The following is a 20227-nucleotide window of genomic DNA, read 5'->3' as shown; positions in this document are numbered from 1 at the left end:
CGCGCAAGGAGATGTCATGACCGTCGAGATTACCGGGTTCGACTGGGTGCCCGATTTCGCCAAGGGTTTCGTCCGCGACCTGCGCCCGCGCTGGGCGTGCGAGGAGATCGGCCTCGCCTACGACATGCGGCTGATGGACCCGCGCAACCGGCCCGCCGCCTATTTCACCGAGCAGCCCTGGGGGCAGGTTCCCGCGCTGATCGATGGCGGCGTCCATCTGTTCGAGAGCGGCGCGATCCTTTTGCATCTGGGCGAGCGCGACGAACGGCTGTTGCCGCGCGATCCGCAAGCGCGCGCCGATGCGATCAGCTGGCTGTTCGCCGCCTATAACAGCGTCGAGCCGATGCTGTTCGAACTCGGCAATGTCGAGATTTTCGCGGCGGGCGAACCCTGGGCGGAACTGCGTAAACCGTCGCTGGTCGCGGCGATCGGGCAAAAGCTCGACCGGCTCGCGGCGGCGATGGGCGAGCGCGAGTGGCTAGCGGGGCAATTCAGCGTCGCCGACATCGCGATGGCGACGGTGCTGCGTCAGGCGGAGGGCAGCGGGCTGCTCACCGACCGCCCGGTGCTGCGCGCCTATCTCGAGCGCGCTATCGCCCGCCCCGCCTTCAAGGCCGCGCTCGCGGCACAGCTCGCCGATTTCAAACCCGAACACGCCCCCGCGTGAGGAGAGACGCCATGACCTATGTCGAAGGGTTCCTGACCCCCGTCCCCACCGCCAACAAGGCGGAGTATATCAAGCACGCCCATAGCGCGATCGACCTGTTCAAGGGGCTGGGCGCGACGCGCTTCGTCGAAGCCTGGGGCGATGATGTGCCCGATGGCAAGGTCAACGACCTCAAACAGTCGGTCGGCCTGAAGGACGACGAGACGGTGTTGTTCAGCTGGCTCGAATATCCCGACAAGGCGACGCGCGACGCCGCCAATGAGAAGATGATGAGCGACCCGAACGCGCTTGAAGGCATGAAGGACATGCCCTTCGACGGCAGCCGCATGATCTTTGCCGGGTTCGAGGGGATCGTCGACACCGGACCGGCCATCACCGCGCCGGGCTATATCGACGGCTATGTCCTTCCGGTGCCGACCGCCAAGCGGGACGCCTATCACGAACTCGCGGCACGGATGGCGCCGATCTTTCAGGCGCATGGCGCGCTGCGCGTGGTCGAGGCCTGGGCTGATGACACCCCCGATGGCACGGTCACCGACTATAACCGCGCGACGCACAAGCGGGCCGACGAGAGCGTCGTCTATGCCTGGATCGAATGGCCCGACAAGACGGCGCGCGATGCCGCCTGGGGCGCGATCATGGCCGACGACGGCAATCGCGAACCCGAGCCGCCGTTCGATGGCCAGCGGATGATGTGGGGCGGGTTCGCGCCGATCCTGGATACGGTGCGGGGCTAATTTCCGTTGTCACCCCGGCCCTGTGCCGGGGTCCACCGGAAGGCAAGCGCGACGCTGGAGCCGCTGCCGCAGGGCGACAGGCTGAGTGGACCCCGGCACAAGGCCGGGGTGACGGTTTTTTTGCGAGCATGATCGAAGGAGCGCAGGACATGACCAACCCGCACGGCAGCTGGATCTGGTACGAGCTGATGACCCCCGACGCGCAGGCATCGCGCGCCTTTTACGAGGCCGTGGTCGGCTGGCGCATCGACGCCGACTCCTATGCCCCGGGCGGCGCCGAATATCGCATCCTCCATGCGGCAGACGGCGATGTCGGCGGCATGCTGACGCTCGGCCCGGACATGATCGCGGGCGGCGCGAAGGCGGGCTGGCTTGGCTATGTCGGGGTCGATGATGTCGACGCCAGCGTGGAACGGCTCAAGGCGGCGGGCGGGTCGGTGCATGTGCCACCGACCGACATTCCGGGCGTCGGGCGGTTCGCGATGGTGGCGGACCCGCAGGGCGTCGTCTTCTACATGATGCGCGGCTCCAGCCCGGAGAGCAGCACCGCCTATGCCCGCTTTGGCGAGGGCCATGTCAGCTGGAACGAGTTGCAGACCAGCGATGCCGATGCGGGCTTTACCTTCTACTCCACCGTGTTCGGCTGGGAAAAGGCCGGTGCCATGCCGATGCCATGGGGCGAATACAGCTTCCTGCGCTGCAAGGATGCGGGCGATGCGATGGACGTCGTGTGGGGCGCGATGATGCCGCGCGAACAGGCCGAGCATCCGGTCGGCTGGACCTATTATTTCCGCGTGCCCGACATTGAAGCAGCGCATGCCAGGGTCAAGCAACTGGGCGGCACGCCGCATAGCGATCCGATGGAGGTGCCCGGCGGCGACCGCGTGTTTCACGCGACCGATCCGCAGGGCGCAGTGTTCGGACTGGTCGCGCCGAAATGAGCGACCTCCCCGACCTCTACGCCCACCCCTTTTCCTCCTATTGCTGGAAGGCGCTGATCGCGTTCTACGAACATGACTTGCCCTTCACGCTGCGCATGGTGTCGCCCGACGAACCGGAGAACAGCGCGCGCTGGGCCGAACTGTGGCCGTTCAAGCGCTTTCCTTTGCTGGTCGATGGCGATCTCGTGCTCGGCGAATCGAGCATCATTGCCGAGCATGTCGATCGCCGGTCGGGCGCGCCGCGGCTGATCCCCGCCGATCCTGATGCGGCGCTGCAGGTGCGGATGCTCGACCGGTTGTTCGACCAGCAGGTGATGGACCCCGCCGCGCGGCTGGTGTTCAACGCGATCCGGCCAGCGGACAAGCGCGACCCGCTGGCAGACGAGCAGGTCGCGGCGCAACTGGCCACCAGCTATGCCTGGTTCGATGCGCATCTGGCGGGTCGCACATGGGCGGCGACGGCGGAGTTCACCCTCGCCGACTTGTCCGCCGCGCCGGCGTTGTTCTACGCCGACTGGATCATCCCGATCCCCGAAGCCCATGCCAATCTGCGCGCCTATCGCGCCCGGCTGCTCGCCCGCCCCTCGGTCGCGCGCGCGGTCGATGGCGCGCGACCCTATCGCCACTTCTTCCCGCTCGGCGCGCCCGACCGCGACTAAAGGACCACAGACATGCCACGACGTATCATCGGCGCCGCCTTCCTCAGCCTCGACGGGGTGATGCAGGCTCCCGGCGGCCCGGAAGAGGACTGGACCGGAGGCTTCGATCAGGGCGGCTGGCTCGCGGCTTTGTTCGACGAGGGGATCGGCAATCAGGTCGATTCGGTGTTCAAGCCGCCGTTCGACCTGCTGCTCGGCCGCCGCACCTATGAGATTTTCGCGGCGCACTGGCCGTTCGCGCCGGAGGGGGACGAGATCGGCGACCTGTTCCGCACAATCCGCAAATATGTGCTGACCAGCCGCGATGCGCCGCTGGCGTGGGAAGGCAGCGAGCGGCTGGCGGGCATGGACGCGCTCGCCGCGCTCCGGGAGAGCGACGGGCCGAATCTGGTGATTCAGGGCAGTTCGACACTCTACCCGCAGCTTCTCGCGCACGGCTTGCTCGACCGCATCGTCACGATGACCGCGCCGGTGGTGCTCGGCACGGGCAAGCGGATGTTCGGCGACGGCACCCCGCCCCGCGCGCTCGAACTGGTCGAGCACCGCCTGACCCGCAACGGCATCGCGATGGCGACCTATGACGTGAAGGGCGCGGTCGAGATCGCCGATTTCCAATTCCCCGAACCCACCGCCGAAGAACTGGCCCGCCGCGCGCGGATCACTGCGGGTGAGGGTTGGTAGCGACTTGACAGATTCTCCTACCGTGATAGTAGGAGAATAGATGCGTGCAGCGGACCCTGTCCCAGCCCACACCGCCGACCACCCGGTCTGGCACCGCATCACCAGTCACCAAATCGGTCCCCCCGAAGCGGCGCTCTCCTTTTCCGCACGCCTGGCGCGCGAAAATGGATGGAGCGCCGCAACGGCGGAGCGGGTGATCGAGGAATATCGCCGCTTCGCCTTCCTCGCGGTGACCGGCGATGCGCCCGCGACCCCATCAGATGCAATCGATCAGGCGTGGCACCTGCACCTCACCTATACCCGCGATTATTGGGAGCATTTCTGCCCCGAAGTGCTGGGCCGCGCGCTGCACCACGGCCCCACCGCGGGCGGGGCAGACGAGCATCGCCGCTATTACCGCCAATATGCCGAAACGCTCGCCCGCTACGAGGCCGCGTTCGGCGCCTCGCCCCCTTCCGACATCTGGCCTTCAGCCGCCCGGCGGCTGAACGACGATCCCCGCGCGCGGCGGGTACACCCGCGCGACGCGTTCATCGTTCCGCGCTGGCAGGGCACGCTCTATGCGTCCCTGCTGACGGCGATGACCGCGCTCGCGCTCTATTTTGGAGTGACGTGACATGCCGATTGGTGTGTTCGACTGGACCGGTGGTCCCTTTCTCCTGCTCTACATCACCCTGTTGGCAATCGTGATCCTGCTCGGGGTCATCATCCCCGCCCGGATGCGGCCCGAGGGGCGGCGCCGCGCGGTGACCGATCCCGAACAGCTCGCCTATCTGTCCGGCGGCAGCACCCGGCTCGCCGACACCGTGACCGCGCGGCTGCTCGCGGCCAAGGCGGTGGCCGTCGGAGAGAAGGGACAGCTCGACATCCTCTCGCGCAACGCCGCAACCGCCGCCGAAACCGGCGTGCTCGCGCTCACCGCCCCGCTCGACTGGGCGCGGATCGAGGGTGCGGTGCGGCCCGAAGCAGCGCGCATCCAGACCGATCTGGAACGCGCCGGGCTGATGCTCGACCCCAGCGAGCGCGCCAATCTGCGCTACTGGGCGCTGCTCCCCTATGCGATGCTGCTGATGTTCGGCGCGACCAAGCTGGCGATCGGGGTCGACCGCGACCGGCCGGTCGGGTTCCTGATCGCGCTGCTGGTGGTGACGCTGGTCCTCGCGCTGATCCGCGCGGCGACGATCGCGCGCCTGACCTGCGCTGGCAGCGAAGCGCTGGCCACGGCACGCAAGACCGCCGACCGCGCCCGCCGCGCGCCGCTGCCAGCCGAGACCGGGCTCGCGGTCGCGCTGTTCGGCACTGCAGTACTGGTCGGCTCCGAGTTCGATGCGTTCCACAAGATGCGCGCCGGGAACGGCGACGGGGGAAGCGGCGGCGGCGATTCGGGCAGTGGCGACGGCGGCGGTGATGGCGGCGGCGGTGGCTGCGGCGGCTGCGGGAGCTAAGCGAACGCTGGCGAGCTCTTCAGCTGCTGATACGCCTCGATCACCTTTTGCAGCGCACCTTCATGGCTGCGGTCGCCGCCGTTGCGGTCGGGGTGATATTGGCGGACCAGATCGGAATAGCGGCGGCGCAGCGCCATGCGGTCGGCGTCGAGGTCGAGCGCGAGCACCTTCATCGCCTCCCGGTCCTTGCCCGATAGCGGCTTGCCGTCCTTGCGCTCGACCGGGCGTGCCGCACGGAACCGCGCGCCGATCGCGTCGAGCGGATCGGCAAAGTCCGCCCAGCGCGGCGGACGGTCGGCGCCGCCGGTGGCGGTGAAGGCGCGCGATTCGGCTTCCCACCCGGCATAGGGGCGCTGTGCCGCGTGGATTTCCTCCGGGCTCATGCCGGAAAAATAATTATAGCCCGAATTGAACGCGCGGACATGCTCGAGGCACAGGAAGCGATAGGCACCCGGCCCGTCGCCGCCGCGCGGCCCCGGCGCCACGGGTGCGCGAAACTCGCCCGGCTCGGCACAGCCCGGTTCGGCGCACAGGCGACCGGGCGCCTCCACGCGACCGTGGAAGCGGGCTTGGGGACGATCCTTGCGCGGCTCGCGAGACACTTAAACTCCGGGGCAAAAACGGCCTATATAGGAGCGATGACCGACACTGCTACCGGCCCCGTTGCCACCGAAATCGCCGCCCGCCTGACCGGCGCGCTCGCCCCCTCCAAGCTGGAGGTGATCAACGACAGCGCCAAGCACCGCGGCCATAGCGGCGACGATGGCAGCGGCGAATCGCACTTCACCGTGGTGATCGAAAGCGCGGCGTTCGCGGGCAAGTCGCGGCTCGACCGCCAGCGGCTGGTCAACCGCGCGCTCGGCGACCTGATGATCGAGCGCGTCCACGCGATGGCGATTCGCGCGAGCGCGCCGGAGGAGGCGTGACCACGCGGCGGCCCCGCCCGGCCGCGCGCATCCTGTTGACCGATCGCGCCGACCGCGTGCTGCTGTTCCGCTTCACGCCCGACGATCGACCCCCCTTCTGGTGCACGCCCGGCGGCGCGCTCGACCCCGGCGAGAGCTATGCTGAGGCCGCCCGGCGCGAGCTGCGCGAGGAAACCGGTCTCGACCTCGACTGCGGGCCGGAGGTCGCGCGGCGCGAGGCCGAATTCATCACGATCGAGGGTGATCCGGTCAGCGCCGACGAACGCTATTTCGCCGTCGTCACCGACGTGACCGAGATCGATTGCGGCGCGCACACCGCGCTCGAACAGCGCGTGATGCGCGAATGGCGCTGGTTCACCCGCGACGAACTCGCCGACCATGACGAACCCTATTTCCCCGAAGATCTGGGCGCGATGCTGGCGCTGCTGGAGACACGCTGATGACCGACGACCTGTTCATCCACACCATCCATCCGACCACGCACGACCTGGGCGGGTTCAAGGTGCATCGCACCCTCCCCTCGCGCCCGCGCACCATGGTCGGGCCGTTCATCTTCTTTGACCAGATGGGGCCGGCGCATCTGGAGGTCGGGACGGGCATCGACGTGCGCCCGCACCCGCACATCAACCTGGCCACCGTCACCTACCTCTTCGCTGGCGCGATCGACCATCGCGACAGCCTGGGCACGTTCGCGACGATCGAGCCGGGGGCGGTCAATCTGATGACTGCGGGCAATGGCATCGTCCATTCCGAACGCTCGCCCGCGGCCGAGCGCGCCGCCGGCCCGGAGTTGTCGGGGATCCAGACCTGGCTCGCGCTGCCTGAACGATTCGAGGAGATGGACCCGGCGTTCGAACATGTCGCCAAGGCTGACCTGCCCATGATCGAGGACGGCGGCGTGAAGGCGCGGATCATCATGGGGTCGCTCTGGGGGCAGCGCGCCCCGACCACGACCTATGCCGGGACCATCTATGCCGACATCCTGCTCGACCAGGGGGCATGCGTGCCGATCGACGCGGCGGCGGAGGAGCGCGCAGTCTATCTGGCGATGGGACAGGCGCGGCTGGATGGCGTCGAGCTGGAGCCACAGACACTCTACGTGCTGCGCCCGGGCATCGCCGCGCGGCTGAGTTCGATCGAAGGTGCCCGGGTGATGCTGTGCGGGGGCGACGCGTTCAGCACCCCGCGCCATGTCTGGTGGAACTTCGTCTCGTCCGACCGCGACCGGATCAACCAGGCCAAGGAAGACTGGAAGGCCGGGCTGTTCCCCACGGTGCCGGGCGACGACAAGGAATTCATTCCGATCCCTGAGGTGCCGAAGACGGTGAGTTATCCGTGAAAAATCCCCCTCCCGCTTGCGGGAGGGGTTAGGGGAGGGCATGTCTCCTCAAAAGCTGCGGGATAGATGGACAGGCCCTCCCCCTGCCCCTCCCGCAAGCGGGAGGGGAGTTTCCGATGGCCTTTGAACTTCAGCGAATCGCGCTGCCCACCGGGGTGGAGCTCGACGTCGCCACCGCGGGCGACCCCGCCGCGCCGGCAATCATCCTGCTCCACGGCTTCCCCGAATCGCACCGTACCTGGCGGCAACAGATCCCGGAGCTGGCCAAGACCCACTTCGTCATCGCCCCCGACCAGCGTGGCTTCGCGCGTTCGTCCAAGCCCGAGGGGGTCGACAAATACACCCCGGACAAGCCGGTCGCCGACCTGCTCGCGCTCGCCACGCATTTCGGCAAGGAGCGATTCGTGCTCGTCGGCCATGATTGGGGCGGGGCGATCGCGTGGATGGCGGCGCTGCAGCATCCCGACCGGGTCGACAAGCTGATCATCGTCAACGCGCCCCACCCGTTCGTCTTTCAGAAGTCGCTCTATGACGACATGGAGCAGCGCGCGGCGAGCCAGTATATCCGCGCCTTCCGCAACCCCGCGCTGGACGAACAGGTCGCGGCGATGGGGCTTGGGCGGTTCTTCGACACCAGCTTTGCCAAGCATGTCGATCCGGCGCTGGTCGCGTCCGAACGCGCCGCCTATCTCGACGAATGGGGCCAGCCGGGCGCGATCACCGCGATGCTCAACTGGTACCGCGCCAGCGCGATCGTGGTGCCCGCGATGGACGAGACGCCCGAGCGGCCCGCGTTCCTCGACGCCCCCTTCCCGCCGCTGCGCATGCCGGTGCTGGTGATCTGGGGGATGCGCGACACCGCGCTGCTGCCGGTCCAGCTTGAAGGGCTCGATGCGCTGATCCCCGATTTGTCGATCGTGCAGGTCGATGCCGGGCATTTCGTGCCTTGGGAGAAACCGCAGCCGGTGACGGATGCGATTCGGGAGTGGCTGGGCGCCTAATCCTTCGGGACGAGCGGTCGCCAGTCGCCGGTCAGCGGCGAATCGCGTTCGGCAACGAACGGAGCGCCCGGCCCGTCCGCCGCGATTCGCGCCTCCTCGGCCAAAGCCACGCGCAGCCGATCGCGCCAATGCGGGTGCGAAGGCGACTGGAATATGCCCGACCGCGCCTTGGCCACCGGATGCTGACGGAACCGGCTGGCGAGATCGGCCGGATAACCGGCGCGCGCGAGCAGATGGACGGCGAGGATATCCGCCTGCAACTCCGCCTGCCGGAAATAATCGGCGTTGCGACCAAAGCCCGACAGAAAGCCGAACTCGGCCCCCACCGCCTTCAGCCGCTCGCGATGGCGCAGGATATTGTGCGCCAGCTCATGCGCGATCACCACCGCCACCAGATCGACGTCGAATCGGTCATAATAGCCAGAGCTGATCCGCACCAGGTCGCCATTGGCGCTGGCCTCAAGCGCGGCGGTGATCGCCAGTTCGTACCGCGTCCGGCACGCTGGAACCGGCCGAATCGTCAGCGTCAGCGGCGTGCCGTTGCGAAGCAGCTCGACCCGAATCGGTGCAGCAGGCGGCAGCGCCGCGACGGCGGTCCACAACGCAACTAGCCGGTCGGTCGAGGGCGCGCCTTCACCCTGCGGCGCGACCGCGATCGTGCCGAACTTCACGATCGTATCGTCGGCGCGCACTCCCGCCTGCTCCGCCGGACCGCCCGCCACCACCCCCTCGACCGCAACCGCCCCGGCAAAGCCGAAATGCGCCGCCACCGCCGGGCGCGGGCGCGGGGCATATTGGTCGAGCGTATGGATCTGGATGCCATGCCCAGGCTCTTCCCGATCGCACAGCGCCGCATTGGCCGTGCTCAGCCGAAATCCGGTGGTCGCAAGGCGCATGTCGGCAGCGCGAAACCCTTCAAACAGCGCAGCATCGCCAGCGTCGCGCGCCGAAGCGATCGGTGCCAGCGCAACCATCAGGACGAACAGGAACAGCCGGGACAGGCGGAATACACAACGCATGCTGCGGCTTATGCCCGATCGCGGATCGCGGCAAAAGCAGCGCGCTGGCTCTGCGCACGTCCGCCGGACTCGCGCCCGATCCGCCCCTGTCCCGATTCGGAATGCCGCACTGCACGAAAAACCGTTGCCCCGCCGCCACAATCGCGCCCAAAACTGCCCCGTGCGCGACCGAACGAGTTGACTGCGGTGCCACAAAAACTTAACCCTCGTCATGCAAAGGCCGTCGTGGCTGTTGCTTGGTTGCCGATTTGGCGCGCGTGAAATCGCTCGACGGATAGGGAACTGGACAATGACTATGGCGTTCTAGCCTCGACCGGGGGTTGCTCGAATTAGGTGGTTTAACCTGTTGAGCTAATTCTACGGCTGTGGCATAGGCACGCGCTACAACACTGCGTGAAAGATAAGAGGGAGCAATTTATGCGGTTGGCGAAGTTGATGATGGCCGTTGCGGCCTGTTCGCTTGCAACGACCCCGGCGCTGGCCGCGCCCCAGGCGTCGGTTTCGAGTGCTGAGGCTGCACGCGTTGCGACCCCGGCTGGTGAGTCGAACGAGCAGGCGGGTGGTTTCCCGTTCCTGATCGTGTTCGTGGTGGTTGCAGTTGGCCTCGGCATTTATGCCGCGACCAGCGCTGACGACGAGCCCACCAGCCCGTAAGTCGGTCTGTAAAACGAGTTTTGAAATGGCGGCTTTCGGGCCGCCATTTTTTTGCCTGCCGCTCGGGCGAATCGGGTCGCGCCAGCACGCCACTTGTTCCGATCACGCGAATCGAATCGCAGTGATGGAGCGCAGGGCTTTCCTACAAGCGCCGCCTGAGCGCATACACTGGTCGATGCACCAGCGAATCGCCTCATCCCTCGCCCCGCCCGATGCGGCAGCCGGAAACCGGCGCGGACGCCGCAGCGGCGTGCGAATCAGACAGGGATCGCCTGACGCGTCCCGGATATGCCGCTATGTGTCAGCTTCGTCAGACGGCAAAGCTGACAGGATCAAGCGCGTTGCCCGTTACTTCGTCAGTTTCGCGCGCCGGGGCCGCCTCTACGACCCGTCAGCGAATCAGGCCGCGCGCAAATTCCAGAACCGCCGGGCCAATATCCGCACGCTCCAGCGCCAGCGCCAGATTGGCCTGCGCATAGCCCGCCTTGTCGCCGCAGTCGTAGCGCGTTCCCTGGAACGTCACGCCATGGAAGGGCTGGTCGCCGATCATCCGCGCCATCGCATCGGTGAGCTGGATTTCGCCGCCCGCACCGGCTTCCTGCGTCTCCAGCACGCGCATCACTTCGGGCTGAAGGATGTAGCGGCCGATCACCGCCAGGTTCGACGGCGCGGTGCCGGGCTTGGGCTTTTCGACCAGCCCGTGCACCTGCGTCAGCGTGCCGTCGCGCGTTCCCGGCGTGATCACGCCATATTTGTCGGTCTGCGATTCGGGCACCTCCTGCGCGCAGATCAGATTGCCGCCGACCTTGTTATACGCATCTACCATCTGCTTGAGGCAGCCCGGCTGCCCGACCATGAAGTCATCGGCGAGGAGCACCGCGAACGGCTCATCCCCGACAATGTCGCGCGCGCACCACACGGCATGGCCCAGGCCCATCGGCTCCTGCTGGCGAACATAGGCGATCGAGCCGGGCTTGAGCCGCGTATCCTCGAGAATCTCAAGCGACTTGCCGCGCGCCGACATCGTCGCTTCCAGCTCATAGGCGATGTCGAAATGGTCCTCGATCGCGGTCTTGCCGCGGCCGGTGACGAAGATCATCTGCTCGATCCCCGCCTCGATCGCCTCGTCCACCGCATACTGGATCAGCGGGCGGTCGACGACCGGGAGCATCTCCTTGGGCATCGCCTTGGTCGCGGGCAGGAACCGCGTACCGAGTCCGCCGACGGGAAACACGGCCTTGCGCAGCTTCTTGATCGTCATTCTCAAATCTCCTGACGGAGCGAATAGCCTATCAGGGCCGTAGAACAAGGCCGGGCTTTGGGTTACGCGCGCCGCACACCGCAAGGGAATGGATAAAGATGAACGATCTGACCAACCGCCGCGTCCTCGTCACCGGGTCTGCGGGCTTCATCGGTTTCCATACCTCGAGCCTGTTGCTCCAGTCGGGCGCGAAGGTGCTGGGGGTCGATAATTTCACCCCCTATTACGACCCTTCGCTCAAGGAACGCCGCAACGAAATCCTGTCCAACCATGCCAATTTCGAGCTGGCGCGCATCTCGATCGAGGATGGCGCGGCGCTCACGCAGGCGTGGCGGGACTTCGCCCCCGACGCGGTGATCCACCTCGCCGCTCAGGCCGGCGTGCGCTACAGCATCGATCACCCGGCGGACTATGTCGGCACCAACATCGTCGGCACCTTCAACCTGATGGAGCTGGCGCGGCACAATCCGGTCCGCCACTTCCTCGCCGCCTCGACCAGCTCGGTCTATGGCGCGAATACGGCGATGCCGTTCGACGAGATGCAGCGCACCCAGACGCCGATGAGCCTCTATGCCGCGACCAAGGGCGCGACCGAGCTGATGGGGCACAGCTATGCCCATCTGTTCGGCATCCCGATGACGTTCTTCCGCTTCTTCACCGTCTATGGCCCATGGGGCCGCCCCGACATGGCGCTGTTCAAATTCGCCGACGCGATGCTGCGCGACGAGGCGATCGACGTGTACAATAATGGCGAGATGGCGCGCGACTTCACCTATGTCGACGATCTCGTCCGCTCGATCGTCGATCTGGTCTCGGCGGTGCCCGGCAAGGAGCCGGTGGCGCATGACAGCCTGTCGCCCGCCGCTCCGTTCCGCGTCGTCAATATCGGCGGCGGCACGCCGACCCCGCTGATGGATTATATCGCCGCCCTGGAAAAGGCGCTGGGGATGACCGCGAAGAAGAACTTCCTGCCGATGCAGGCCGGCGACGTCCCCGCCACCGAAGCCTCACCGGAATTGCTGCGCGCCCTGACCGGCCGCGTGCCGGCGACCACGGTGGAGAAGGGCGTGGCGGAGTTCGTCCGCTGGTACCGCGAGCATGTCGCGGCCTGAATCTCCCCTCCCTGAAAGGGAGGGGTTGGGGGAGGGTGCGCGCGTCTGCGCGCCGCAAGGACTCAAACAGACCGTCCGGCAAAACAGCGGCAATCGAGGCATCGAGCCTCGCTTGCCGCTAGACCCACCCCCTGCCCCTCCCTTCCAGGGAGGGGAGAAAGTTCACCCACACACCCCGCTCTTCGCGACCAGTTCCAGCACCGGTGCCGCCCATTCGCGGCGACAGATGAGCAGGTCTGGCAGCGACAGCTCGGCTTCGTTGTAGCGGATCGGCGACCCGTCGATCCGCGAGACGTGCAGACCTGCGGCGGCGGCGACTGCGGCGGGGGCGCAATTGTCCCATTGATATTGCCCGCCGGAATGGAGGTAGATTTCAGCCTCCCCCAGCACCACCGCCATCGCCTTGGCTCCGGCCGATCCCATGCCGACCAGTTCGGCCCCGATCGCCGCCGCAACCTCGGTACAAAGCGGCGTTGCCCGGGTCCGGCTGACCAGCATCCGGGGCGTTGCTGCCGCCGACGGCAGTTCCGGCGGCTGCGCGGTGCAGAGCGTGATACCGCGCCGGGGCAGCGCCACCGCCCCGACTGCGGCAACGCCATCGATCGACAGACCGATATGCACCGCCCAATCGTCGCGCCCCTCACCAAACTCGCGCGTCCCGTCGAGCGGATCGACGATCCACACCCGCCGCGAATCGAGCCGCGCCGAATCGTCCGCCGATTCCTCCGACAGGATCGGATCCTCCGGCCGCGCGGCGCGCAGCAGGTCGAGGATCAGCGTATTGGCCTCACGATCCCCCCGCGCGCCATCCGCGCCATCGTCCTGGATCGCGCGCAGCAGCGCTCCGGCGGCGTCCGCGACCTGACGGGCCAGCACCGCATCATCGACTGCCATCGTCACAGCACCGGCGACCAGATGCCAAGGATATGCTCGACCACCAGATCGGCGGCGGCCTCGGGCGTCATGGCTTGCGTATCGATGCGAATTTCCGGGGTCATCGGGGCTTCATAGGGGCTGGAGATGCCGGTGAAATTGGCGATCTCACCCGCGCGCGCCTTTTTGTAGAGGCCCTTCACGTCGCGGCGCTCGGCCTCTTCCAGCGGGGTGTCGACAAAGATCTCGAAGAACTCGCCTTCGGGCAGCATCCGCCGCACCAGTTCCCGCTCCGCCCGGAACGGCGAGATGAAGGCGGTGAGCACGATCAGCCCCGCGTCGCACATCAGCTTGGCGACCTCGCCCACACGGCGGATATTCTCAACCCGGTCGGCGTCGCTGAAGCCCAGATCCTTGTTCAGCCCATGGCGGACATTGTCGCCGTCGAGCAGGAAGCTGTGCTTGCCCAGCGCGTGCAGCTTTTTCTCGACCAGATTGGCGATGGTCGACTTGCCCGACCCCGACAGGCCGGTGAACCACAACAAGCGCGGATGCTGCCCCTTTTGCGCGGCATGCGCCTCACGCGTAATTTCCAGCGCCTGCCAATGGACATTCTGCGCGCGGCGCAGCGAAAAGTTGAGCATCCCCGCCGCGACGGTGGCGTTGGTCAGCTTGTCGATCAGGATGAAGCCGCCAAGGTCGTGGCTGTCGGCATAGGATTCGAACACGACCGGACGGTCGGTATAGACCTCCGCCACGCCGATATCGTTGAGGGCCAGCGTCTTCGCGCTCAGTTCCGCCATGGTGTTGACGCAGATGACGTGGCGCGGCGGCTGCACCGTCGCACTGACCGTCTGTGTGCCGAGCTTGAGCCAATAGGCGCGGCCGGGGAGGAGTTCCTCCTGATCCATCCACACGATTGTCGCCTGAAACTGGTCGGCGACCTCGGGCGGGGAATCGGCCGCGACGATAATGTCGCCGCGCGAGCAATCGACCTCGTCGGTCAGCGTCAGCGTCACCGACTGGTCGCGTCCGGCCTCGGCCAGATCGCCGTCATAGGTGACGATCCGCGCGACATGGCTGGTGCGGCCCGAGGGGAGGATGCGCACCGCATCCCCCGGCTTCACCGACCCGCTGGCAATGGTGCCGGCGAATCCCCGGAAATCGAGATTGGGGCGGTTGACCCATTGCACGGGCATGCGGAACGGACGCGCCGCCGCGTCATCGCCGACCGGCACGGTTTCGAGATGCTCGATCAACGACGGCCCGGCATACCAGGGCGTGTTGGCGCTGGCGGCAGTGATGTTGTCGCCCTTGAACCCCGAAATCGGGATCGCGGTGAACGCGGCGATGCCGATGCTCTCAGCGAACGCGCGATAATCGGCGACGATGGCATCGAAGGTCGCGCGGTCATAGCCGACCAGATCCATTTTGTTCACCGCCAGCACGATGTGACGGATGCCGATCAGGTGCGCGAGGAAGCTGTGTCGCCGCGTCTGCGTGAGCACGCCCTTGCGCGCGTCGATCAGGATGACGGCGAGGTCGGCGGTCGATGCGCCGGTGACCATGTTGCGCGTATACTGCTCATGCCCCGGCGTGTCGGCGACGATGAACTTGCGCTTTTCGGTCGCGAAGAAGCGATAGGCGACGTCGATCGTGATCCCCTGCTCGCGCTCGGCGGCAAGGCCGTCGACGAGCAGGGCGAAGTCGATCTCCTGCCCTTGCGTCCCCACCCGCTTCGAATCGGCTTCGAGTGCGGCGAGCTGATCCTCGAAGATCATCTTCGAATCGTAAAGCAACCGCCCGATCAGCGTCGACTTGCCGTCGTCCACCGACCCGCAGGTGATGAAGCGCAGCAGCGATTTCGACTGATGCTGTTCGAGATAGGCGGAAATGTCGGACGCGATGAGGGCGTCGGGGCGGTAGCTGCTGCTCACATCCTCCTCCCGCTTGCGGGAGGGGTTAGGGGAGGGCATGTCTCAGGCGACGTCGGGGAGGACAGGCCCTCCCCCGACCCCTCCCGCAAGCGGGAGGGGAGATACTGCGCGCGCGTCAAAAGTAACCCTCCTGCTTCTTCTTTTCCATGCTCGCCGCCTGATCATGGTCGATCGCACGCCCCTGACGCTCGGAGGTCGTGGTCAGCAGCATCTCCTGAATCACATCGTCCAGCGTCGCCGCCTCGCTCTCCACCGCGCCGGTCAGCGGGTAGCAGCCGAGCGTGCGGAAGCGGATCGAGCGCATCACCGGCTCCTCGCCGTCGAGCGGGAAGCGGTCGTCATCGACCATCAGCGTGAGGCCACCGCGCACCACGGTCGGGCGCGGCGCGGCGAAATAGAGGGGCACGATCTCGATCCCCTCGGCGCGGATGTACTGCCAGATATCCAGCTCGGTCCAGTTGGACAGCGGGAAGACGCGGATGCTCTCCCCCTTGGCCTTGCGCGCATTGTACAGCCGCCACAGCTCGGGCCGCTGCGCCTTGGGGTCCCAGCGGTGGCTGGCCGAGCGGAAGCTGAACACGCGTTCCTTCGCGCGGCTCTTTTCCTCGTCGCGCCGCGCGCCGCCGAACGCCGCGTCGAAGCCGAACTTGTCGAGCGCCTGCTTCAGCCCCTCGGTCTTCCACATGTCGGTATGCAGACCGCCATGATCGAACGGGTTGATCCCGCGCGCCATCGCCTCAGGATTGTGGTGGACCAGCAGCTCCATGCCGGCATCGCGCGCCGCCTTGTCGCGCAGATCGTACATCGCGCGGAATTTCCACGTCGTATCGACATGCAGCAGCGGGAATGGCGGGGACGCGGGGAAGAACGCTTTCTTCGCCAGGTGCAGCATCACCGCGCTGTCCTTGCCCACCGAATAGAGCATCACCGGCCGCTCGGCCTCGGCAACCACTTCGCGCAGGATGTGGATGCTCTCGGCCTCCAGCCGGGCAAGATGTGTCAGGGAATTCATAGGCGGTCATCTATGCACCACGCCCGCCGCCTGCGATCTAGTATTTGTTTAGGCGGCCTTACGCACGATGCGCGCCCTTGCCTCCTGCCCTGCCAACGCCATTTTTGGGTCGCATGGCGCGGCTCGGCTGTGCATAGGGCGGCGGGCTGCCGCGACGAAAGGGATACCAAGCGTGCGTATTGCGATGATCGGCACGGGCTATGTCGGCCTGGTTTCCGGAGCGTGCTTCTCCGATTTCGGGCATGATGTGGTGTGCGTGGACAAGGACGCGCGCAAGATCGAGCTGCTGCATCAGAATGTCATGCCGATCTATGAGCCGGGGCTCGCCGAGCTGGTCGCGTCGAACGTCAAGGCCGGGCGCCTGTCCTTCACCACCGATCTTGCCGAAGGGGTCAAGGGCGCGGACGCCGTGTTCATCGCGGTCGGCACGCCCAGCCGGCGCGGTGACGGTCATGCCGACCTGTCCTATGTCTTCGCGGCGGCCGAGGAGATCGTCGCCGCACTCGACGGCCCGGCGGTGATCGTCACCAAATCGACCGTGCCCGTCGGCACCGGCGACGAAGTCGAGCGGATCGTCGCGCGAATCGCCCCCGACAAGGGCATCACCGTCGTCTCCAACCCCGAATTCCTGCGCGAAGGCGCGGCGATCGCCGACTTCAAGCGCCCCGACCGCGTCGTCATCGGCAGCGAGGATGAGGGCGCAAGCCAGGTGATGCGCGACATCTATCGCCCGCTCTCGCTCAACCAGTCGGCGCCGCTGCTGTTCACTGGCCGCCGCACTGCCGAGCTGATCAAATATGCCGCCAACGCCTTCCTCGCGGTCAAGATCACCTTCATCAACGAGATTGCGGACCTGTGCGAACAGGTCGGCGCCGACGTGCAGGAAGTGTCGCGCGGCATCGGCATGGACAACCGCATCGGGCGCAAGTTCCTCAACGCCGGCCCCGGCTATGGCGGATCGTGCTTCCCCAAGGATACGCTGGCGCTGCTCAAGACCGCCGACGACAATGAAACCCCGCTGCGGATCGTCGAGGCGACGGTGCAGGTCAATGACAGCCGCAAGCGCGCGATGGGGCGCAAGGTGATCAAGGCGATGGGTGGCGACGTGCGCGGCAAGACCGTCGCGATCCTCGGTCTCACCTTCAAGCCCAATACCGACGATATGCGCGACGCCCCCAGCCTGGCGGTCATCCAGACGCTGCAGGACGCCGGCGCGATCGTCCGCGCCTACGACCCCGAGGGCGTCGAACAGGCCCGCCCGCTGCTTAAGGACGTCGAATTCTCGGCCAGCCCCTATGCCGCCGCTGACGGCGCAGACGCGCTGGTGATCGTTACCGAATGGGACGAATTCCGTGCGCTGGACCTTGGGCGGATGAAGAAGCTGCTCAGCACGCCGCTGCTGGTCGACCTGCGCAATATCTACCCCGAGGCAGAAGCGGCGAATGCCGGCTTTACCCTGGTCGGCGTGGGGCGGACGCCGCCCGGCGGCTAACCGGACAGCCGCCCTTCAAGTCCCCGTCGTTAAGAGAGCGGAGCGACGGGAGATGGCGATACGGCGCGCCGGGGTGGCTCAGTTCCGCCAGATTCCGCGCGAATCATGCACCGCGAGCGACGCGAGCCGGGCCTGGTCGAGCGCCTTGAACGCGTCATGGTCGACCAGCAGGATCGCGCTGCCGCAGCTGTCGAGCGCCGCGTCGAGCGACACCAGCGTCGCGCCGCTATCGGCAAATGCAGCGGGCAGCGCGTCGATATAGGGTTCGACGATCCGCACGCGGCTTCCATATCGGGCGGCCAGGCGCAGCGCGACCTCGACCGCAGGCGAGCTGCGCAGATCGTCGATGTTGGGCTTGAACGCGAGGCCGAGCACCGCGATCGGCGCATCGCCGCCGCGCTCGACCTGCTCCACCGCGCGGGCGATGGTGAAGTCGATCTTGTCGTCATTCACTTCACGCGCGGTACGGATCAGCCGCGCATTCTGCGGATCGCTATGGACAATGAACCAGGGATCGACCGCGATACAGTGGCCGCCTACCCCGGGTCCCGGCTGAAGGATGTTGACGCGCGGATGGCGGTTGGCGAGGCGGATCACCTCCCACACGTCGAGGTCGAGGCCGTGGGAAATCACCGACAGCTCGTTGGCAAAAGCGATGTTGACGTCGCGGAACGCATTTTCGACCAGCTTCACCATTTCCGCCGTGCGCGCGGTAGTGAGCAGGCAATCGCCCTTAACGAAGCGCTGGTAGAAGCCGAGTGCGCGGGTTGCGCAGGCATTCGAAATGCCCCCGATGCACCGGTCGTTGGACACCAGCTCCTCAAGGATGCGGCCAGGAAGCACCCGTTCGGGGCAATACGCTACCGCGATATCTGCGTCATCGCCCGACGCATGCGGAAAGGTCAGATCAGGGCGCAATCCGGCAAGGATGTCGCGGATCGTTTCCGTCGTACCGACGGGCGAGGTCGATTCGAGGATGACGGTGTTGCCGCGCTCCAGCATCGGGGCGACCGCGCGCGCCGCTGCCTCGACATAGCTGATGTCGGGCGCGAACCCCTCCTTGAACGGGGTCGGCACCGCGATCACGAAAACATCGGCGCGCGGCATGTCGAGCGAGGCGGTCAGCGTCCCATTTGCCACGACCGCCTGGACGAGCGCATCGAGGTCATTCTCTTCGATATGGACGCGACCGGCGGACACCGTTTCGACAACATGCGCGCTGACATCGACGCCCCGCACCTGTGCACCGGTGCGCGCGACCACCGCCGCAGTCGGCAGGCCGATATAGCCAAGGCCGATGACGGCAATCGTCGGGGGCGTTTCAGAGGGCATCGAGGATCACCTTTGCAATGCGGCCGCTGGCGTGGCCGTCGCCGAATGGATTGTGCGCGCGCGCCATTGCCCCGTAGACGGCCTCGTCGTCCAGCAGCAATTCAACCGCAGCGACGATCTGTTCCTCGTGCGTCCCGATCAGCCGGGCGGTGCCGGCGGTGACGCCTTCGGGCCGTTCGGTCGTGTCGCGCATCACCAGCACCGGCTTGCCGAAGCCGGGTGCCTCTTCCTGCACCCCGCCGCTGTCGGTGAGGACGATGTGGCTTTGCGAGAGCAGCCGGACGAAATTGGGATAGTCGAGCGGGTCGATGATCTCGACATTGTCGCGCCCGGAGAGCAGCGCATTCATCGGGCCACGCACATTGGGGTTGGGGTGGATCGGGAAGGCGACATAGGTGTCGTCGCGCGCCGCGATCCGCGCGATTGCCCGCCCGATCGCCTCCATCCCGCCGCCGAAATTCTCGCGCCGGTGGGTCGTGACGACGATGATGCGACGCCCGGCTGCGCGCGCGAGCAGACCGTCCATCCCGGCGGCCAGCCCCGGATCGGCGGCGATCCGCGCGCGCATCGCGTGCAGCGCATCGATCACGGTATTGCCCGTGACATGGATCGTCGCCGGATCGACATTCTCCGCCCGCAGCGCCGCCGCCGAAGTCTCGGTCGGCGCAAAATGCTGGTCGGCGATGGTGCCGATGATCTTGCGGTTCACCTCCTCGGGCCAGGGGTGATAGAGGTTGCCCGACCGCAGCCCCGCCTCGACATGCGACACCGGGATGCGGCGATAATAGGCGGTTAGCGCGCCGACCATCGCGGTGGCGGTGTCGCCCTGGACGATCACCCGGCTGGGACGATGTTCGTCCATCACTTCACCCAGCGCGAGCAACAGGCGCGAGGTCAGGACGTCGAGCGACTGACCCGGCTGCATCAGGCCCAGATCGATGTCTGGGACGATCCCCGCCATCTCGAGCACCTGGTGCAACAGCTCGCGATGCTGCCCGGTCACGCAGACCAGAAGCTCGATCTGCGGGCACGCGCGCAACGCTTCGATGACCGGGAACAGCTTGATGGCTTCCGGCCGCGTCCCGAAGATGACGAGGACCCGTGATTTTTCAGCCTGCGTCATTCGCGATCATCCCCCA

General features: G+C 66.7%; 22 protein-coding genes. 14 read left to right on the top strand and 8 right to left on the bottom strand.

The genetic code is table 11. The features are described from left to right. Positions 1–16 precede the first annotated feature (16 nt). The 7 genes from VGN66_RS05250 (at position 17) to VGN66_RS05220 (ending at position 5130) form a co-directional block, all read left to right on the top strand. On the top strand, positions 17–667 hold the full coding sequence (locus VGN66_RS05250) for a glutathione S-transferase family protein (RefSeq protein WP_327517807.1): 651 nt from the start codon (positions 17–19) through the stop codon (positions 665–667). An 11-nt stretch (positions 668–678) separates the two neighbouring features. Next, on the top strand, positions 679–1404 hold the full coding sequence (locus tag VGN66_RS05245) for a DUF1428 domain-containing protein (protein WP_327517806.1): 726 nt from the start codon (positions 679–681) through the stop codon (positions 1402–1404). 149 nt (positions 1405–1553) lie between these two features. Further along, a complete protein-coding gene (locus VGN66_RS05240; RefSeq protein ID WP_327517805.1) occupies positions 1554–2345 on the top strand; it encodes a VOC family protein in 792 nt (263 codons plus the stop codon). Continuing rightward, complete coding sequence (locus tag VGN66_RS05235) at positions 2342–3004, top strand: glutathione S-transferase family protein (protein ID WP_327517804.1); 663 nt, start codon at positions 2342–2344, stop codon at positions 3002–3004. Before VGN66_RS05240 ends, VGN66_RS05235 begins: the two co-directional genes overlap by 4 nt. A 12-nt stretch (positions 3005–3016) precedes the next feature. Then, a complete protein-coding gene (locus VGN66_RS05230) occupies positions 3017–3685 on the top strand; it encodes a dihydrofolate reductase family protein (RefSeq protein ID WP_327517803.1) in 669 nt (222 codons plus the stop codon). A gap of 40 nt (positions 3686–3725) precedes the next feature. Further along, entirely contained in the window at positions 3726–4301 is a 576-nt protein-coding gene (locus VGN66_RS05225; protein WP_327517802.1) for a hypothetical protein, read from the top strand. Between the two features lies 1 nt (position 4302). After that, positions 4303–5130 (top strand): TIGR04222 domain-containing membrane protein, encoded by an 828-nt coding sequence (locus tag VGN66_RS05220; protein ID WP_327517801.1) that lies wholly within the window; start codon positions 4303–4305, stop codon positions 5128–5130. Here VGN66_RS05220 and VGN66_RS05215 read toward each other — a convergent pair. Beyond that, complete coding sequence (locus VGN66_RS05215; protein ID WP_327517800.1) at positions 5127–5732, bottom strand: J domain-containing protein; 606 nt, start codon at positions 5730–5732, stop codon at positions 5127–5129. The genes VGN66_RS05220 and VGN66_RS05215 overlap by 4 nt on opposite strands. A 36-nt stretch (positions 5733–5768) precedes the next feature. Here VGN66_RS05215 and VGN66_RS05210 point away from each other — a divergent pair, with 36 nt between their 5' ends. The 4 genes from VGN66_RS05210 to VGN66_RS05195 all read left to right on the top strand — a co-directional run bounded on the left by VGN66_RS05210 (position 5769) and on the right by VGN66_RS05195 (position 8396). Then, positions 5769–6056 (top strand): BolA family protein, encoded by a 288-nt coding sequence (locus tag VGN66_RS05210; RefSeq protein ID WP_327517799.1) that lies wholly within the window; start codon positions 5769–5771, stop codon positions 6054–6056. Then, positions 6053–6496: an NUDIX hydrolase gene (locus tag VGN66_RS05205; protein WP_327517798.1), complete on the top strand. Its 444-nt coding sequence runs from the start codon at positions 6053–6055 to the stop codon at positions 6494–6496. Before VGN66_RS05210 ends, VGN66_RS05205 begins: the two co-directional genes overlap by 4 nt. Continuing rightward, positions 6496–7395 carry a pirin family protein gene (locus VGN66_RS05200; RefSeq protein ID WP_327517797.1) on the top strand — a complete coding sequence of 300 codons (900 nt, stop codon included), beginning with the start codon at positions 6496–6498 and terminating at the stop codon, positions 7393–7395. Before VGN66_RS05205 ends, VGN66_RS05200 begins: the two co-directional genes overlap by 1 nt. Positions 7396–7511: 116 nt before the next feature. Next, positions 7512–8396 carry an alpha/beta hydrolase gene (locus VGN66_RS05195; RefSeq protein ID WP_327517796.1) on the top strand — a complete coding sequence of 295 codons (885 nt, stop codon included), beginning with the start codon at positions 7512–7514 and terminating at the stop codon, positions 8394–8396. Here the strand turns inward: VGN66_RS05195 and VGN66_RS05190 are convergent. After that, positions 8393–9415 carry a peptidase M48 family protein gene (locus VGN66_RS05190; protein WP_327517795.1) on the bottom strand — a complete coding sequence of 341 codons (1023 nt, stop codon included), beginning with the start codon at positions 9413–9415 and terminating at the stop codon, positions 8393–8395. The two genes, VGN66_RS05195 and VGN66_RS05190, sit on opposite strands and share 4 nt — an antisense overlap. A gap of 417 nt (positions 9416–9832) precedes the next feature. Between VGN66_RS05190 and VGN66_RS05185 the strand changes: the two genes are divergently transcribed. Next, positions 9833–10069 carry a hypothetical protein gene (locus tag VGN66_RS05185; RefSeq protein WP_327517794.1) on the top strand — a complete coding sequence of 79 codons (237 nt, stop codon included), beginning with the start codon at positions 9833–9835 and terminating at the stop codon, positions 10067–10069. 391 nt (positions 10070–10460) lie between these two features. Here VGN66_RS05185 and galU read toward each other — a convergent pair whose 3' ends face one another. Beyond that, positions 10461–11330 (bottom strand): UTP--glucose-1-phosphate uridylyltransferase GalU, encoded by an 870-nt coding sequence (gene galU, locus VGN66_RS05180; protein ID WP_327517793.1) that lies wholly within the window; start codon positions 11328–11330, stop codon positions 10461–10463. Between the two features lie 98 nt (positions 11331–11428). Between galU and VGN66_RS05175 the strand changes: the two genes are divergently transcribed. Beyond that, a complete protein-coding gene (locus VGN66_RS05175; RefSeq protein WP_327517792.1) occupies positions 11429–12442 on the top strand; it encodes an NAD-dependent epimerase/dehydratase family protein in 1014 nt (337 codons plus the stop codon). A gap of 162 nt (positions 12443–12604) precedes the next feature. Here VGN66_RS05175 and VGN66_RS05170 read toward each other — a convergent pair whose 3' ends face one another. The 3 genes from VGN66_RS05170 to cysD form a co-directional block, all read right to left on the bottom strand. After that, positions 12605–13336 (bottom strand): 3'(2'),5'-bisphosphate nucleotidase CysQ, encoded by a 732-nt coding sequence (locus VGN66_RS05170; RefSeq protein ID WP_327517791.1) that lies wholly within the window; start codon positions 13334–13336, stop codon positions 12605–12607. A gap of 2 nt (positions 13337–13338) precedes the next feature. Beyond that, positions 13339–15252 carry a sulfate adenylyltransferase subunit CysN gene (gene cysN / locus VGN66_RS05165; RefSeq protein ID WP_327517790.1) on the bottom strand — a complete coding sequence of 638 codons (1914 nt, stop codon included), beginning with the start codon at positions 15250–15252 and terminating at the stop codon, positions 13339–13341. 115 nt (positions 15253–15367) lie between these two features. Next, entirely contained in the window at positions 15368–16264 is an 897-nt protein-coding gene (cysD, locus tag VGN66_RS05160; RefSeq protein ID WP_327517789.1) for a sulfate adenylyltransferase subunit CysD, read from the bottom strand. A 172-nt stretch (positions 16265–16436) separates the two neighbouring features. On the opposite strand from cysD, the gene VGN66_RS05155 reads away from it, so the two are divergent. Beyond that, positions 16437–17756 carry a UDP-glucose/GDP-mannose dehydrogenase family protein gene (locus VGN66_RS05155; RefSeq protein WP_327517788.1) on the top strand — a complete coding sequence of 440 codons (1320 nt, stop codon included), beginning with the start codon at positions 16437–16439 and terminating at the stop codon, positions 17754–17756. Between the two features lie 78 nt (positions 17757–17834). Here the strand turns inward: VGN66_RS05155 and wecC are convergent, their stop codons facing one another. Together wecC and wecB are read right to left on the bottom strand one after the other, a co-directional pair. After that, positions 17835–19088, bottom strand: a complete 1254-nt coding sequence (gene wecC, locus VGN66_RS05150) for a UDP-N-acetyl-D-mannosamine dehydrogenase (protein WP_327517787.1) — start codon at positions 19086–19088, stop codon at positions 17835–17837. Further along, the gene (gene wecB / locus VGN66_RS05145) at positions 19078–20211 is read right to left on the bottom strand and encodes a non-hydrolyzing UDP-N-acetylglucosamine 2-epimerase (RefSeq protein ID WP_327517786.1); all 1134 of its coding nucleotides are present in this window, start codon (positions 20209–20211) and stop codon (positions 19078–19080) included. The genes wecC and wecB overlap by 11 nt, the downstream gene beginning before the upstream one ends. Positions 20212–20227 lie beyond the last annotated feature (16 nt).

The sequence above is a fragment of the Sphingomonas sp. genome (assembly GCF_035998645.1).
GTDB lineage: Bacteria > Pseudomonadota > Alphaproteobacteria > Sphingomonadales > Sphingomonadaceae > Sphingomonas.
This window is presented reverse-complemented; position numbering and strand designations above follow the sequence as displayed.

Bases quoted from the DNA above. Each gene is read 5' to 3' on its own strand.
- VGN66_RS05190 (WP_327517795.1), bottom strand. From the start codon at position 9,415: ATGCGTTGTGTATTCCGCCTGTCCCGGCTGTTCCTGTTCGTCCTGATG.
- VGN66_RS05170 (WP_327517791.1), bottom strand. From the start codon at position 13,336: ATGGCAGTCGATGATGCGGTGCTGGCCCGTCAGGTCGCGGACGCCGCC.
- VGN66_RS05195 (WP_327517796.1), top strand. From the start codon at position 7,512: ATGGCCTTTGAACTTCAGCGAATCGCGCTGCCCACCGGGGTGGAGCTC.
- VGN66_RS05240 (WP_327517805.1), top strand. From the start codon at position 1,554: ATGACCAACCCGCACGGCAGCTGGATCTGGTACGAGCTGATGACCCCC.
- VGN66_RS05210 (WP_327517799.1), top strand. From the start codon at position 5,769: ATGACCGACACTGCTACCGGCCCCGTTGCCACCGAAATCGCCGCCCGC.
- wecC (WP_327517787.1), bottom strand. From the start codon at position 19,088: ATGCCCTCTGAAACGCCCCCGACGATTGCCGTCATCGGCCTTGGCTAT.
- VGN66_RS05230 (WP_327517803.1), top strand. From the start codon at position 3,017: ATGCCACGACGTATCATCGGCGCCGCCTTCCTCAGCCTCGACGGGGTG.
- VGN66_RS05175 (WP_327517792.1), top strand. From the start codon at position 11,429: ATGAACGATCTGACCAACCGCCGCGTCCTCGTCACCGGGTCTGCGGGC.
- cysD (WP_327517789.1), bottom strand. From the start codon at position 16,264: ATGAATTCCCTGACACATCTTGCCCGGCTGGAGGCCGAGAGCATCCAC.
- VGN66_RS05245 (WP_327517806.1), top strand. From the start codon at position 679: ATGACCTATGTCGAAGGGTTCCTGACCCCCGTCCCCACCGCCAACAAG.
- VGN66_RS05250 (WP_327517807.1), top strand. From the start codon at position 17: ATGACCGTCGAGATTACCGGGTTCGACTGGGTGCCCGATTTCGCCAAG.
- galU (WP_327517793.1), bottom strand. From the start codon at position 11,330: ATGACGATCAAGAAGCTGCGCAAGGCCGTGTTTCCCGTCGGCGGACTC.
- VGN66_RS05220 (WP_327517801.1), top strand. From the start codon at position 4,303: ATGCCGATTGGTGTGTTCGACTGGACCGGTGGTCCCTTTCTCCTGCTC.
- wecB (WP_327517786.1), bottom strand. From the start codon at position 20,211: ATGACGCAGGCTGAAAAATCACGGGTCCTCGTCATCTTCGGGACGCGG.
- VGN66_RS05200 (WP_327517797.1), top strand. From the start codon at position 6,496: ATGACCGACGACCTGTTCATCCACACCATCCATCCGACCACGCACGAC.
- VGN66_RS05225 (WP_327517802.1), top strand. From the start codon at position 3,726: ATGCGTGCAGCGGACCCTGTCCCAGCCCACACCGCCGACCACCCGGTC.
- VGN66_RS05235 (WP_327517804.1), top strand. From the start codon at position 2,342: ATGAGCGACCTCCCCGACCTCTACGCCCACCCCTTTTCCTCCTATTGC.
- VGN66_RS05185 (WP_327517794.1), top strand. From the start codon at position 9,833: ATGCGGTTGGCGAAGTTGATGATGGCCGTTGCGGCCTGTTCGCTTGCA.